General features: G+C 62.9%; 15 protein-coding genes. 6 read left to right on the top strand and 9 right to left on the bottom strand.

Translation table 11 applies throughout. The features are described from left to right. The 6 genes from typA to IF803_RS40950 all read right to left on the bottom strand — a co-directional run. Nucleotides 1-1784 (bottom strand): translational GTPase TypA (gene typA / locus IF803_RS40975; RefSeq protein WP_461196006.1); only part of this gene is annotated, 1784 nt, incomplete at its 3' end. 275 nt (nt 1785-2059) lie between these two features. Beyond that, entirely contained in the window at nt 2060-2296 is a 237-nt protein-coding gene (locus tag IF803_RS40970) for a hypothetical protein (RefSeq protein ID WP_411780509.1), read from the bottom strand. A gap of 13 nt (nt 2297-2309) precedes the next feature. Next, nucleotides 2310-2561, bottom strand: coding sequence for a hypothetical protein (locus IF803_RS40965; protein WP_461196005.1), 252 nt, complete (start codon nt 2559-2561; stop codon nt 2310-2312). An 18-nt stretch (nt 2562-2579) separates the two neighbouring features. Continuing rightward, complete coding sequence (locus tag IF803_RS40960; RefSeq protein ID WP_461196004.1) at nt 2580-2861, bottom strand: hypothetical protein; 282 nt, start codon at nt 2859-2861, stop codon at nt 2580-2582. Continuing rightward, nucleotides 2858-4303, bottom strand: coding sequence for a radical SAM protein (locus IF803_RS40955; RefSeq protein ID WP_304498050.1), 1446 nt, complete (start codon nt 4301-4303; stop codon nt 2858-2860). Before IF803_RS40955 ends, IF803_RS40960 begins: the two co-directional genes overlap by 4 nt. After that, nucleotides 4284-5003, bottom strand: coding sequence for a prolipoprotein diacylglyceryl transferase (locus IF803_RS40950; RefSeq protein ID WP_461196003.1), 720 nt, complete (start codon nt 5001-5003; stop codon nt 4284-4286). The genes IF803_RS40955 and IF803_RS40950 overlap by 20 nt, the downstream gene beginning before the upstream one ends. Before the next feature lie 289 nt (nt 5004-5292). On the opposite strand from IF803_RS40950, the gene IF803_RS40945 reads away from it, so the two are divergent. The 4 genes from IF803_RS40945 (at nt 5293) to IF803_RS40930 (ending at nt 10775) form a co-directional block, all read left to right on the top strand. Next, the gene (locus tag IF803_RS40945; RefSeq protein WP_461196002.1) at nt 5293-6699 is read left to right on the top strand and encodes a hypothetical protein; all 1407 of its coding nucleotides are present in this window, start codon (nt 5293-5295) and stop codon (nt 6697-6699) included. A 264-nt stretch (nt 6700-6963) separates the two neighbouring features. Beyond that, on the top strand, nt 6964-7422 hold the full coding sequence (locus IF803_RS40940) for a hypothetical protein (RefSeq protein ID WP_028343759.1): 459 nt from the start codon (nt 6964-6966) through the stop codon (nt 7420-7422). 147 nt (nt 7423-7569) lie between these two features. Then, nucleotides 7570-9306, top strand: coding sequence for a type I secretion system permease/ATPase (locus IF803_RS40935; RefSeq protein WP_461196001.1), 1737 nt, complete (start codon nt 7570-7572; stop codon nt 9304-9306). Beyond that, on the top strand, nt 9303-10775 hold the full coding sequence (locus IF803_RS40930; protein WP_461196000.1) for an HlyD family type I secretion periplasmic adaptor subunit: 1473 nt from the start codon (nt 9303-9305) through the stop codon (nt 10773-10775). The genes IF803_RS40935 and IF803_RS40930 overlap by 4 nt, the downstream gene beginning before the upstream one ends. A gap of 15 nt (nt 10776-10790) precedes the next feature. On the opposite strand, the gene IF803_RS40925 is transcribed toward IF803_RS40930, so the two are convergent. The 3 genes from IF803_RS40925 to IF803_RS40915 form a co-directional block, all read right to left on the bottom strand. After that, entirely contained in the window at nt 10791-11567 is a 777-nt protein-coding gene (locus tag IF803_RS40925; RefSeq protein ID WP_461195999.1) for a LuxR C-terminal-related transcriptional regulator, read from the bottom strand. A 205-nt stretch (nt 11568-11772) separates the two neighbouring features. Further along, on the bottom strand, nt 11773-12357 hold the full coding sequence (locus tag IF803_RS40920) for a hypothetical protein (RefSeq protein WP_461195998.1): 585 nt from the start codon (nt 12355-12357) through the stop codon (nt 11773-11775). Nucleotides 12358-12556: 199 nt separating this feature from the next. Continuing rightward, the gene (locus IF803_RS40915; RefSeq protein WP_038388889.1) at nt 12557-13321 is read right to left on the bottom strand and encodes a Crp/Fnr family transcriptional regulator; all 765 of its coding nucleotides are present in this window, start codon (nt 13319-13321) and stop codon (nt 12557-12559) included. Between the two features lie 242 nt (nt 13322-13563). Between IF803_RS40915 and IF803_RS40910 the strand changes: the two genes are divergently transcribed. Together IF803_RS40910 and IF803_RS40905 are read left to right on the top strand one after the other, a co-directional pair. Then, nucleotides 13564-13938, top strand: coding sequence for a response regulator (locus tag IF803_RS40910; protein ID WP_304498059.1), 375 nt, complete (start codon nt 13564-13566; stop codon nt 13936-13938). 93 nt (nt 13939-14031) lie between these two features. Next, entirely contained in the window at nt 14032-15159 is a 1128-nt protein-coding gene (locus IF803_RS40905; RefSeq protein ID WP_411780499.1) for a hypothetical protein, read from the top strand. Nucleotides 15160-15304: the final 145 nt, after the last annotated feature.

The following is a 15304-nucleotide window of genomic DNA, read 5'->3' as shown; positions in this document are numbered from 1 at the left end:
TTCGGGTCGAGGTGCTTCTTACGCAGCCGGATCGACTTCGGCGTCACCTCGACGAGCTCGTCGTCCTCGATATAGGCGAGCGCCTTTTCCAGGGTCATCCGGATCGGCGGCGTCAGGCGCACCGCCTCGTCCTTCGAGGTGGTGCGGATGTTGGTGAGCTGCTTGCCCTTCAGCACGTTGATCTCGAGGTCGTTGTCGCGGGTGTGCTCGCCGACGATCATGCCCTTGTAGACCTTCCAGCCCGGCTCGATCATCATCGGGCCGCGGTCTTCCAGCTTGAACATCGCATAGGCCACCGCTTCGCCCTGGTCGTTGGAGATCAGCACGCCGTTGCGGCGGCCCTGGATCTCGCCCTTGTAGGCGGCATAGCCGTGGAAGATGCGGTTCATGATCGCGGTGCCGCGGGTGTCGGTGAGCAGTTCGCCCTGGTAGCCGATCAGGCCGCGGGTCGGCGCGTAGAACACCAGCCGCAGGCGGTTGCCGCCGGAGGGGCGCATCTCGATCATCTCGGCCTTGCGCTCGCTCATCTTCTGCACGACGACGCCGGAATGCTCCTCGTCGACGTCGATCACGACTTCCTCGATCGGCTCCTGCCAGGCGCCGGTCGCCTCGTCCTTCTGCAGCACGACGCGCGGGCGCGACACCGAGAGCTCAAAGCCCTCGCGGCGCATGGTCTCGATCAGGATCGCGAGCTGCAATTCGCCGCGTCCGGAGACTTCCATGGAATCCTTGTCGGCGGCCTCGACGACGCGCAGCGCGACATTGCCCTCGGCCTCGCGCATCAGGCGGTCGCGGATCATGCGCGAGGTCACCTTGTCGCCTTCGGTGCCGGCGAGCGGCGAGTTGTTGACGATGAACGACATCGACACCGTCGGCGGATCGATCGGCTGCGCCGGCAGCGGCGTCTCGACGGTGGGATCGCAGAAGGTGTCGGCAACGGTGCCCTTGGTGAGGCCCGCGATCGCGACGATGTCGCCGGCTTCGGCCTCCTCGAGCGGGGTCCGCTCGAGGCCGCGGAAGGCGAGGATCTTGGTCAGGCGGCCGCTCTCGATCAGCTTGCCGTCGGCGGACAGCACCTTGACCTGCTGGTTCGGCTTGATCGAGCCCGAGGAGATGCGGCCGGTGATGATGCGGCCGAGATAGGGGTTGGCCTCGAGGATGGTGCCGATCATGCGGAACGGACCTTCCTCGACCTTGGGCGGCTCGACGTGACGCACGATCAGGTCGAACAGCGGCTGCATGCCGAGATCCTTCGGACCCTCCGGGCTCTCCGCCATCCAGCCCTGCTTGGCCGACCCGTACAGAATCGGGAAGTCGAGCTGTTCTTCGCTGGCGTCGAGCGCCGCGAACAGGTCGAACACCTCGTTGATGACTTCGGTCGGGCGTGCGTCGGGACGGTCGACCTTGTTGATCACGACGATCGGCTTCAGTCCGATCTTGAGCGCCTTCGACACCACGAACTTGGTTTGCGGCAGCGGGCCCTCGGCGGCGTCGACCAGCACCAGCGCGCCGTCCACCATGTTGAGGATACGCTCGACCTCACCGCCGAAGTCGGCGTGGCCGGGGGTGTCGACGATGTTGACGCGGATGTCCTTCCACTGCACCGAGGCGGCCTTGGCCAGGATGGTGATGCCGCGCTCGCGCTCCAGGTCGTTGGAGTCCATGGCGCGCTCGGTGACCTTCTGGTTCTCGCGGAAGGTGCCGGATTGCTGCAGCAGGCGGTCGACGAGGGTGGTCTTGCCGTGGTCGACGTGGGCGATGATGGCGACGTTGCGAAGGTTCATGGCTCTTCTTCTGGTCGTGCAATGGTCAGATGCGCGATCTCGCCGGACCAGTTTGGCCGGCCGCTCGCTCGCGTGGCCCATTCGGGCCCGGATCACGCTCATACCCAAGAAATTTGACGGGGACGCATCACCCCAAAAAGGAAGCCCGGTCAGAGGACCGGGCACCTTGCGCGTTGCGGCGCAATATAGTCAGAAAACGCCAAAAAACAATGATTTATTGGCTGTTTGGAGGGCTGATTTTCGCTCCAAAGGCGGGTTTTGAGGGCTTTCAGGTCTTACTTCCGGGTAATCGCGAACACGATCAGGCCAAGCCCGCCCAGCGCCGCCATCATCACGAACATGGTGATGGGGTCGCCGCCGGCCCCGGCGCCCATCTTGGCGTTGAGAATGGCGCACAGGACCCCCGGGATCAGGAGGATGACCCCCACGACCAGCATGAGGGCGGTGGCGCAACCGCTGCGCTGCCCGCGTTCCGGTGGTCTGATCGGCGGGGTCTGCTCGATATTGCTCATGAGATTTACCGATCTAGCGAGTCCGCGGACGCGTCGCCAACCAGATCAGCCAGCCACCAATGAGGGCGATCGCGAGAATGACGAGCAGGATAGGGAAGTCGGCCGCTCTGAGCGACATGCCGGATTTGAGGCCAGCCATCACGACGCATAAGGCGGGAAGCAACAACACGATGCCGATCAGCAGCATCAGCATCGACAGGCAGCCTTCCGCCGCCGAAGGCGGCGTTGATGGTCGTTCCGGGGGCGGCTCGTCGGTGTCGGACATGCGTCGTCGAATGGTCCGTCAGCTCCGTCCCTTGATCGCGGCGCGGATCAGCATCACGCCGGCAAAGCAGACCGCGAGCCCGAGCAGGATCAGGAAGAGAATGGAGGGATCGGTTTTCGACTCGCTCAGGACTCCGAACCCGAACAGGAGGGCGCAGAGCCCGGGCAGCAGCAGGACCAGCCCGAACAGCACCATGAACGCGGTGGCGCAGCCGCTGCGTGGTGACGGTGGCGGCGGGATGTATTGGTAGGGTGGCTCCGGTGGTGCAGGCGCGATGGGCGGTGGATTGGTCTCGCTCATCGCGGCACCTCCTCGCTTTGCCGCGTCTCGCGGTAAGTCTGGCCGGCCATCGCGGCGCGGATGCCGTCGATCTTTCCGTCACGGTAGAACAGATTGTAGGTGTCGAACGGAATGATCGCGCCGCTCTCGGTGACGAAGTGGATGCAGCTTCGCTTGACGTTGCCGACGCAGAAATTGAAGCGGTCGAGAAACTGCACGATGGTGACGCGGAACACGTTCTCGTAGGTCAGGCCCTCCGGCACCTCGAAGCTCGGCAGGCAGCACAGCAATTCGCAGACCCGCTCCGAGGTGTTCAGCGGCCCCGACGACAGCGAGAACAGGTCGACAAACTTCTCCCGCAACACCGGATATTTCTCCGGGCTGATGGTGTTGGGCATCACGGCGATGAGCTGCTCCTGCGGGATCAGCGAGGTCAATGGCAGTACCTTGTCGCCGTTGCGTAGGCCATAGCCGATCGAGATGCTCTCGGGGTTGCAGGGCAACGGGATCATGTCGTTGGCGCCGAACACCCCGGTCTCGATCACGCGCCGGCGGATCTCCGACAGCATGATGCGGTCGGTGTCCTTGTTGAAATGCTCGTTGCGACCGGCGTCCTGCACCGGCTGCAGCGTGACGCCGCGGACGCATGTCCAGGTCAGCGCGTGGCGGACGATGTCGCCGATCTCGCCGTCGTTGACGCCGCGCTTGATGGTCGCGACCAGCGTGGTCGAGATGCCGTGGCGCTCGAGATTCTCCAGCGCCTGCTGGCGGATTTTTCGCAAATCCGCGCCGCGCAGATTGACCAGCGCCTCGCGCTTCAGCGAATCGAACTGCAGATAGACCTCCAGCCCGCGCTTGTTCTCGGCGAGCTTCGCCACGAAGTCGGGCTCGCGCGCGATTCTGAGGCCGTTGGTGTTGATCATGACATGGCGGATCGGGCGCGCGCGCACCGCATCCAGAATGGCGAAGAAATCCGGATGCAGCGTCGGCTCGCCGCCGGAGATCTGCACCAGATCGGGCTCGCCCTCGCTCGCGACCAGCGCGTCCAGCATCTTCTCGATTTTCGCCAGCGGCGTGAAGCTGGTGCGCGCCGGCGAGGAATCCGCAAAGCACACCGGGCAGGTCAAATTGCAGTGCTCGGTGATCTCGATCAGCGCCAGGCAGGAGTGCTGCTCGTGGTCGGGGCACAGCCCGCAATCATAGGGGCAGCCGAATTCGGTGTGGCGTTGGAACGCGAGCGGCCGGTCGCCGGGCTTGATGAAATCCTTGCACAGCCGCCAATAGGCCGCATCCGTCGAGACCAGCGTCGACTGCACGCCATGCTGCTTGCAGCGCTTCTCGTACCAGACCTCGTTGCCTGATATCTGGATCTTGGTCGGCACCAGGGCCAGGCAGGTTTCGCAAAGCGACTGGGTCTGGCCCCAGAAGATGTAAGGGCGTGCCTTACGCAGCGGCGCGTTCATGCTTCAAGCTCACATTCGGCGCCGTCGCCAGCATGACGGCGGCGTAAATCATGACAAACAGCGACAGCAGGTGAAACAGCGAGAATGGTCCGATCAGCGCGCCATAGGGCTTGATGAACTCCCACAGGAAGCGCTGCAGTCCGTAGTAGAACAGCACGAGGTAGAATCCGTTGGTGATGACGGCGGCATTTCGGTTCAATACGGCCCAGACATAGAAGGCCGCGAACGCCGCCATTGCGAGGCTCTCGTAGAGTTGCACCGGATGACGCAGGACGCCGTCGCCGAAATCATGGCCCCACGGCAGCGTGGTCGGCGTGCCATAGGTGAAATCCTCGAGCCCCGCGAAATAGCAGCCGAGACGGCCGACCGCGACGCCGATCGCAAGCGGCAGCGCGAACCGCGCGCCGGTGCGCAGCGAAATCCCGTGTCGCCATTTGTAGAGCTCGATCGCGACGATGCCGCCGGCCAGCGCGCCCTCGACCGAGCGGGCGACGCCCGCCATGCCCGAGAACCACAGGTTCAGGGTGCCGAAAATGTAGGCGCCGATCCCGGCGCCAAACAGCAGCGCGGCGATGTAGGGCAGCTCGAAGGATTGCCGGGGGAATTGCAGCCCGCGCAGCCGCGACAGCCACCACATGGCGAGCGCGGCCGCGCCCCATGCTGCAACGTCGAAAACGGCGTGAAGTTCAGCCCCGCTCATGAGGCGAGTGTAGCGTGATTTTCGCGGTCCGCGATAGCGGCTTCCCGATTGCAATGACGGAGCGAGGTTATCAACCCGTCCGCCTGGGAGCGGCGGGCTGATGGACCACGCCTGCGACGCCAGCCCGCGCAAAACTACAAAGGCTGTAACCGCGCCAGAACGGATATAGCCGATGTTACGGCGACCATCCGAAGCGCTATATCCGAACTGACGGCTGGGCTTTCGACCTTCTCAGGATGACATTCTGTCCGGAGTGCAGAACCCGTCCCGATTGGGCGGAGCGATTGCGATGAGGAAGGCTACGATGGATTTTTCGCGGATGTCGGATGGGATCCGGCTGCATCACGCCTCTCATCGCCACGATGGGCACGATGGTGACGACGAGCCGGGTCCGGCACCGAGCGGCCCGTTTGCAGGGCTCGATGCGCATCCCGCGACCGCGAATTCCCCGTCTTATGACTCTGGCCCAGGCCAATCCGACCATCCCACCGCGTCGGGGGGCGGCCCCGGCGGCCACGTCGGCAACCACACTGCGGCGAGCCTGGACGCTTCGGCAACGAAGCCTGCTGCCGGCGCATCCCATTCCGCGACGGGCGTCGCTTCGATCGAGAGCGGGGCGAACACCGCCGGGAACGGCGGAGACGGTTACTTTTACGGAGGTATCATTCACGCATCCCTGTTGATCTATGAACCGATCAACATTTCGGTGAATTTGGGATACGGCTCGGTCGCCGTGGCCAATCAGTCCAACGATTTGAATGTCGATCAATCCGCCTTTCAGATGGCCGGCGTCGGCGGACATGGTGGGAATGACAACCTTGCATCGGGAGGTAGCATCAGTGCTTCCTTGAGTGCTTCCCTGGGCCCCGGCGTGATCGGGAGCGGCGACAACGGCGCCGGAAATGGCGGCAGCGGCTATTTCTCGGGTGCGTTGGTGGACGCTCCCGTGGTGATCTATCATCCGATCAATATTGCGGTGGCGAGCTCAGGCGGCACGGCCTATGCAAGTCAATCGAACACAGTCGACATCGATCAATCGGCTACGCAGATCGCGGGCGTCGGCGGCAGTGGCGGAAATGGCAATGTGGCCTTCGGCGGCAGCATCATCACGCTCGACCCCAGTTGGGGATCAAGCAACGGAGGGAGCGTCTGGGACGTTCAAACGGGCGGGAGTCAGGCCGGCAACGGCGGCGACGGCGCGTTCTACGGGAGTCTCGTGCATTCCTCGATCGTAGTGTACGACCCGATCAACATCGCAGTCGCGGGCTATGGCTCTAACGTTCATTCAGTCCAGACGAATGACGCCGGCGTGGATCAATCCGTAGTTCAGATCGCCGCCATGGGCGGGCACGGCGGCAATGGCAACGCCGCGACGGGCGGCCATGCAAGCCTACTTTCCCACGGCTTGTGGGGCGGCTCCGACACGATTGCGACCGGCTCGAACGGCGCAGGCAATGGCGGCAACGGCTATTTTGCCGGCAGCCTGATCGATGTCAGCGTCGCGATCTATGCACCCATCAATATCGCAATCGCGGGGCCCCATTCGACGGCCGTGGCCGATCAGGTCAACAATTTGCACATCGACCAGAGTGCGGTCCAGATTGCCGGACTTGGTGGGGACGGCGGCCACGGCAATCTCGCGCTGGGTGGCGATCTTTCCGCCCATCTTCTGTCGGATCTTCACCTGTTGGCATAGCGAAACATCGCACCGCTCGCGCAGGCCGGTCGCAAGGTCGCGGATTCTCTGCGCATGCAAATCTCGCGGAGGCGGCCTCCCCGATGCTTCGAGCTCCGATGTCGCGCGACGAATGTCATACTTTCGTACGTAGGTCGACCAACCCGGATGGTGTCCGATTTGACATCTATCGGCAGCGCGTATCGCCGGATCAGACTCGCCCGTGCGCGTCCGCCTGATCGGGATGGATGATGCACGACAGCCAACACAAGGACGGAGGCTCAAATGTTGCCCAAGGCGATCAGCATCTCGGATTCGATCGAATTCAAATCGATCAACACCGGTGGTCAAAGTGTCGGAAATGGCGGCGACGGTACCTTCAAGGGAGCCATCATCAGCAAGCCGACCCTCAACTTCGATCCAACCAACAAGGCAGAAGGTGCCGATGTGCATGTGAACACCGGCGACCACGTCACTCAGACGGCAGATTGGGACGCCGGCGGCGCAAACGCGACGGCCTCGGTGTTTGCGAAGGCCCATGGCGGAAGCGCCGAGTCGAACGGAAGCCAGAAATCCTACAGCGGCCACGATACCTCCAAGGTATATGCCAATACGGATGCCACTCAGATCAACAAGCTCGCGGTGGACCAGCACCAGGAGGTCCTGGCTGGCATCGGCGGCAATGGCGGAGACGGCAACGCCGCGCTGGGTGGAGAAGTGAGCTTCCACCTCGATACATTCTGACCATCGGCTCGTCCGACCGTGGCGGGACCGGCCGCCATTTGCTGCCGGTCCCGCAGTTCAAGCCGATGCCCTGCCGATGCCCTTTTTGGCAGATCGCGTTGGCCGTCGGGCAAGTGCGCCGGACTTCGATTTCAGGCGGTGACGATCATGCTGATGCCGCCCATTCGGTTGCCTGTTCTGCCGCAGATCCCGACGCCACTGCACGCGGCCCTTTGGTCCTGTGCGGGACCGCTTGGTCTCGTATTCGCGTATAGCTGCAGCTACAACCTGCTTTTATTTGCGCCCTCCATCTACCTTCTTCAGATCTACGACAGGGTGTTGTCGAGCCGGAGTGGCGACACGCTGCTCCTGCTCACGCTCATTGTCGCGATCACGGTCGTGGTCGGCGGCGTGTTCGATGCCTTGCGGCGCGCTGTCCTGGGTCGCCTTGGCGCCTGGCTCGACGATCGGCTCCGTCCTTGCGTGCTTTCGGCCAGCCTCGAATCCGCGTTTCGCAGCGATTGGACGCGGGCGTCGGACGCATATCGGGATCTCACCGTGCTGCGCCAGTTCATCGATTCCGGCGCATGTCCGATGCTGTTCGACGCACTCTGGGCGCCCCTATTTCTCCTGGTCCTCTTTCTCATCCATCCCCTGCTTGGCGTGGTAGGCGCCTGCTGTGTGGCTTTCCTCTTCGCTCTCACGGTCGCCGGAGATCTGGTTACCGAGGACGTTCTGCTCAGATCCTGCGCCGCGCTGTCCAGAAGCTACGGCCGCCTCCAGTCCGCCGCAGGCAACATCCACATGATCCGCGCCATGGGAATGTTCGAAAGCGCTGCGCGCACGATCTACCATGACGCGCAGGAGGCACGCAGAGAGCACGATGTGGCAGTCCGGCGAAGCGAGATCGTGATGCTGGTCACCAAGCCGGTCCGCGCGCTGTCGCAGGTGTTGATAATGGGGGCTGCCGCGTGGCTTGTCCTCGATCACGGAAAGAGTCCGGCGATCATTTTTGCTTCGACACTGATGTTCAGCCGCGCGCTCGCGCCGGTCGAAAGTGCGATCGCAGGCTGGAAGTCACTCAGGACGGCCGTGAGTGCCTGTCAGCGGCTCGGCGCGGTTCTCGCCGCGTCCCCCGCCGCCGGACAGAAGGATCCAGAAGTTTCGCAGCGGCAAGCGTCGAGCGGTCTCGTTGTCGACAACGTCGGCGTGAGGCTATCGGGGACCAACCACGTTCTGCTGAACGGTGTCTCGTTCACGCTCGCGAGCGGAGAATGCCTTGGCATTATCGGTGCGTCCGGGTCGGGCAAGTCGCTGCTTGGCCAGGTGATTGCCGGGCTGTCGACGCCAACTCATGGCTGTGTCCTGCTCGACAATACCGACGTCTCGCTGCTTCGCGAGGGCCTAAGCGGCCACCGTCTCGGTTATCTCCCCCAGGACATCGACCTGCTCGGCGATACGATAAGCGATATCATCGCGCGGCTTGATGATGCCGATCGGCGGAAGGTCGTGGAAGCGGCCAAGCTGGCCGGAATTCATGAAGCGATCATGCGCCTGCCGCACGGGTACGACACGGTGATTCACCGTGAAAAATCCTTCTCGCGCGGATATCGGCAGCGCCTCGGTCTTGCCCGGGCCTTTTTCGGCGGTCCCCGCCTGATCGTTCTCGACGAACCGAATGCCAGTCTCGATTACGGGGGCGAGCGAATGCTGCTGGACGCGATCGAGCGCATGAAGCTCGCCGGTGTCATCCTGGTCGTCGTCACTCATCGTATGGGTCTCCTCGCAGCCACAGACAAGATTGCCATTATGGAGGAGGGGGCGGTCGTCGCTTTCGGCGACAGCGAGGAAATCTTTGAGCGGCACCTGAACCGACCCCAGGTTACCTCGCGGATTGCGCCATGATCCGGAATCCTCTCACCATCTGGAAGCTTCCCAAGATATCGAGGCTACCCGCGATCTGGGACCAGCTCGTGCGAACGCCGGCAAGTCCCGCGCTTGCCGGACGATCCGGGGTCGTGGTTACTGCGATCGACGATTTCGAGCCTCTCGAATATCCATGGTGTGCGACCCCGACACCCATCTCTCCGCGTGGACGGCTTCGCCGTATCACCCTGGCGGGCAACCTGCTGGTGCTCTGCTTCATGCTGGGGCTTGGCACATGGGCGTGCCTCGCGCCTCTCGAGAGCGCCGCGATCGCTTCCGGCGTCGTGGAATCAGAATCGAGCCGCAAGACGATTCAGCACCTGGAAGGCGGGATCGTCAGGAAGATCCTGGTTTCGGACGGCGATATCGTGCGAAGCGGACAGACGCTGATCGCGCTGGACGACACCCGGCCCGGCTCGGAGGTGCAAAGCCTTCAAGGCCAGTTGTGGGATGCAATTGCTCGTGCCGCACGGCTTCAGGCCGAGCAGCAGAACTTTGAGAGCATCGCAATCCCGAGCGCGCTGGAACAGGACAGCAAGCGAAATGGGGTGGCCGCCGCCACGGTATCGGCGCAGCAGTTCATTTTTCAGGCGCGCCGGCAGGTTCATGAGTCGCAGCTTGCGGTCATTCGCGAACGGAGGCTTCAAGTCGAGAGGGAGATCGAAGGTCTCAAGGCTCAGCAGAGCGCCACCGGGCAGCGGGTCGACATCGTCCGGGAAGAACTGGATATGGTCACGACGCTCGTGAACAAGGGACTCGAACGGCGGCCGCGGCTTCTGAACCTGCAACGTGAACTGGCCGACGTTGAGGGTCGCCGCGGCGAGATCACCGCGCAGATTTCTCGCGCCGGGCAGGTCATCAGCGAGCAGCAGGCCACATTGTTCAAGCTCGAGAGCGACAGGCAGAACGAGATCGCACAGTCGCTTCGTGAAGCACAGAACCAGATATTCCAGCTCCGCGAGCGGTTGCTTGCGGCCAGGGATCAGCTATCGCGAACGGAGGTGAAGGCGCCTGAGGACGGCGTGATAACCGACTTGCGGATTCATACAGCGGGCGGCGTCATCGGGGCGGGTGCTCCGCTCATGGATCTGGTGCCCCGGCAAGACCGCCTCATCGTGACCGCCCGCCTGAGGCCCGAGGACATTGACGTGGTTCATCCCGGCCTCAATGCCGAGGTGCATCTGGTGCCGTACAATCAGCGTCGCGTACCGCGCCTGAAGGGAATCGTCGTGCACGTATCGGCAGACCGGCTCCTCGACAAGCGTACCGACCAGCCATACTACGCGACCAAGATCCGGATCGACGACGCGCAGATCGCCGCAAACGACTTCCAGATCGTCCCCGGTATGCCGGTTCAAGTGTTCATCACCACGGGGCGCGGTACCGTCGCACTTTACGCGCTCAGGCCCCTGCTCGACAGCTTCCGCGGTGCATTCAGAGAGGATTGATCCCGCTCAGGGCGACTAGGTCTCCGGCATTGGAACTGTACCCGGGTCGTGATCGCGATTCTGCGCGAGCGACCGGCCGCGCCAGCGGAGGACCGCTTCCGTGCGATTGTGAGCGGCACATTTCCTCATGATATGCTGAATGTGCATTTTGACGGTGCTTTCCGAGAGCTTCAATTTGGCTGCGATCAGCTTGTTGGGCAGGCCGAGCTCCAATTCCGCCAGAACGTGCTGCTCTCGAGGCGTGAGATCGCTCCTGTCGATGACCGCCCTGGCTGCCTCGTTCATCAGATATGCGGACGCGAGCCCGCGCGCGTCCGGCGGATCGAAACCCGGCATCCTGTTCATTTCGGCGACCGGCAACGGCCTGTAGACGCCACCGACAAGAACCAGGCGCAGGCCGGCGATGACGACCTCGATTGGTAGCGAGGTGGGAAGAAAGCCGCGAACACCCCGCTGCATCGCGGCTTGTGCGGTCGGCTCGTCGTCATGGTTTGACAGGATTGCGACGGCGGCATTGGGACAGTGCTCGGCCACGAAGGCGAGATCGTCCTCGACCGAGGGATCGCCGATGGGCTTGTCCGCGATGCTCAGCAGCACCAGACGAATGTCGCGGGCCGACATGCAGTCCAGGCCTTGGACCGTTGCCATGTCGAGGATCTCGAAGTCGGCCAATTCCCGCCTGAGGACGTTGAGAATACATGTGCGGGGCAACAGGTGCTGCTCGATGATCACCAGAACCGGTACGTGAAGCGCTCCGTTGAGCCGTTTTGAGGAGTCCGTTATGTCGTCCATGATTTCCTCGGAATGAAAAGAATTTCTGCGACAGTCCCATCGATGCGTATTGCGCATTTACCGTTGCGGCATTCATCCTGAATGCATCATCACGCGCAGCGCCGACATCAGGATCTCATCCATTGCGGGATAGCCTGGCGCCTCGGTGGAAATTCTTTCCGCTCAAATCATTTGGACGCGCGCCGTGGCGCGGTCGACGCATCCCCTATTTGCAGATATTTCGATACGCCGTTGACGCCGCCGACCCCGACTTGCCGTCGACGACATACGCTTCATCCTCCTTCACAAGATACAGAAACGGCCTCCCTCCAGTCTCTCCGCCCGACGCACTGCTTCCTTTCACGCGCCCGCAAATCGTATCCACGGCGCGCCCGAGCGTGTTCTTTCGCATGGCGCGCTTCATGTCGCTGAATTCGGCCGATCCCGGATCCTCTATCTGCGCTGCAATCGTGACCTTCGCTTTGGTGAGGACAGGATCTGCTATGTCCGCGGCGCGTTCGGGTGTCGGGACGTTGATCCGCGTCCGCGGGGACGCCGCCTTGGCGAGGTCGGCCGGTCGGTGTTTCTTCGATGATGGTCTCCTGCCGGATTTTGCCGGGGTTGCAGAATTCGATTTGACGATCGCAGGAGCTGGCGCTAACGCCGCCGGCAGGGGCTCTGTGGGCGGGGCGACTGCAACCTTGTCGAAACAGGGTCTTGACCCACACCCAAGGAAATACCCTCGGGAAGGCGCAAACCAGCCAAAGCCGACCAGGATTCCTGCCAGCGCTCCGACAACAAGCAGTCCCATCCGATTCCCCTCCTCGGGAGCTCGGCTCGCACTCATAACAAGGACTAATTCCGCGCTGGTGATCCTATCTGTTGCGCAAAAGCGTTAAGCGCTCATTAAGCGCGCGGGTTGGGGCGATAGGACGAACCCCTACGGCGATGTCGGGTTTAGCGTCGGGTTCCGGAAGCATGGCGGATGCGACGAATGATGCGTACACACCCTAGTTCGCCGGGTTGTCCTCGCTGGGATAGACCCCGCGCAGTACCTCCTCGAAATGATCCTTGACCGCGTCGTTGCACAGGCAGGAGCGCTGCCGCAGCTTGTCCGTGTCGCGGATCACGATCGCGCCGCGGCGCGTCTCCAGCACGCCTTCCGCCTTGAAGTTCTGGATCACGCGGCTGGTGTAGCTGCGGCCGACGCCGAGCAGGGTCGAGAGCTGTTCATGGGTGAGCGGCACCATGCCGTTGCCATTGGTGCGCTCCATCGCCGAGATGATCCATTTCGCCGCGCGCTGCTCGATCGAGTGGATCGCATTGCAGGCGGTCGACTGGAAGATCTGCGCCAGCATGCAATCGGCATAGCGCGCGAAGATGTTGCGCACCGAGATCGACTTCAGCTTGGCGGCGTTGAGCTTGCTGATCGGTAGCCGCGCGAACGGGCCGCCGAACTTGACGGCGATGCGGGTATAGGCCGGCAGGAAGCCCTGGCTGACGATGCCGCCGACCGCGCCCTCGCGACCGACCAGGATGGTCTCGATATCGCGGCCGTCCTCATTGGGCACCATGTACGAGACGAGGCTCGGCCCGCACGGGAAATGCACGGTCTGAACATCGTCGCCGGGGCTGTAGAGCAGGTCGTTGGCCTGCGCGTCGACCAACCCCAGATGCGGTGCGATCAACTGGTAATCGGCGTCGTTCAGCCGGCGCAAAAGATTGTTGAATGGCCGGTCACTCGTCCCGGCCAACTCGGTCCGTTTCGCGATCATGGGAAATTCCTGAAAACCCAACGCCGACAATAATCGAAAGGTTCCCGGATTTATGTTCACTAGTGAACAGACGGCGTCGCTCGCGATGTGGTGGTTTCATCTCGGGAACAGCCGGCGTGCTTTCAGGCGCCGGTCGCGGGATTTCATCCATGCTTTGGAGCGTTTTCGAGCGAATTGGATACCGGTTCGCGTGAAGAAAACGCGTCAAGACAACAAGCTCTAGCAACGGAAACTGGCACGCCATGGACTTCACCCCCAATGCCGGCATGCCCGGTGACGTCCTCGTGGTCGAGGACGATCCGATCATCTCGCTCTATTTCGAGGACACCATCCTCGGCTTCGGCGCCCGCACGGTGCGCACCGCGGCGAACGTCGCCCGTGCGCTCGAGTTGATCGCCGAGCGCGCGCCGGATTTCGCGCTGCTCGACGTCGGCCTCGTCAGGGGCGAGAAGACGTTCGCGATCGCCGAGCGGCTGGATGCGCTGAAGGTGCCTTACGCGTTCGTCACGGGCTATGGCGCGGACATCAAGCTGCCGGCATCGCTCGCCGGCAAGCCGCGGCTGACCAAGCCGTGCTCGAGCGAGGCGCTGGAGGCGGCGCTGAGAAACGGCCACTGACGGATTGCCGGGCTTCGGCCTCGCCGCCGGCGCGTTCGTCGTCTACGATCCAAGCTGTTGGATTCGGCGACGCACCGGCATTGGAAAGCCGTCATGGCGATCAGGACATCTGCCGTTGCGCCGGCAGCAGCGCGATCCCTCGGGCTGCTTGGGGTGGTCCTGTCGCTGGCCTCGGCCGTCATCGGTGGTTCCGCGTCCCCAACCATTGCGACGCCCCTCGCGCTCACGAGCCAGCAATCGGCCGCACGTGAGGCGTACGAGAATGCCCTGAAGAGCTTCGAGTCGATCCTGCGCCAGCGACGCGCACAGATCGATTCCAATCAGCCGCTGCCCAATCTGCCGGGCCAGGCCCTCTACCTGGCCCGCGTCGAAATGATGAGCGCATACAAGGATCTCACCGATGCGCTTCCGTCCAGGGTTGGAAGACCCAGCAGATTCCGAATTCCCCCGGCGTATTTTGACGCCGACAATGAGCCGCTGTTCGACGAGTACAGGAAGCTCTTTGACATCATGGAGGCGCCGCCCGCCAGCGCGCAACGATCCGATACGCCATTCACGGACGTGGTCGATCTGGCGGCCGCGATCGCGCGAGCCAAGGGTCTCGATGCCAAGGACGCCGCGGCCGCGGGCCGTATCAGCCTCGGCCTTTTCTTTGCCGAGACCGGCGGCAAGCAAAATGCGGGGAATGCGCGGTCGAACACCTACAAAGGGAGCCTGCAGACCGGTCCGTCCGAAGACCGCAACGGCCGAAGGAAGTGGGCAGCGATCAAGGGATCAATCGCGGCCCTCGATCCTGCACTGAGCGGTCGTGACGACAAAGAAGAGGCGCGGGCCGGCAACCTTGATCACAGGTTCAATCACTGGACCGCCGTGCGGGACGCCCTGATGAACGCACACGCGGATATTTTCCCGGAGATCCCCGCGATTTTGAAAACCCTGCCGGATCCGATCGATCAAATGAAGCTGTTTGAGCTGATCCAGATCATTCCGACGCCGACCAGGGCCGCACTCAGGTCGGGCAACCTCGTCGGTTACAGAATTTCCGATGCCAGGATCATGCGATACTTGCGCAACAACAGCATCTTCGCTTTCGGCCGGGCCGACCGGGCAAGAACATCTGCGACCTTCCGCGAGATCCTCGATGCGATGTGGCTGTTCGACGCCAAGTTCGAGCAGGCGCTTGCCAGGTTCAAGGAGATCAAGGCGGGCAAACCGGGCTGATCGGTTGCGGAGAGACCCCAGCCCTCCCCGCAAGCGCAGGGCTATCGCATATGCCCCTTGGCGACCGGGCAAGTGCTTGGCCTCGTGGTTCGAGACGCGCCGCAAGCGGCGCTCCTCACCATGAGGGTCTACTATTGTGCCGCAA

It is taken from the genome of Bradyrhizobium sp. UFLA06-06, from assembly GCF_054820065.1.
This window is presented reverse-complemented; position numbering and strand designations above follow the sequence as displayed.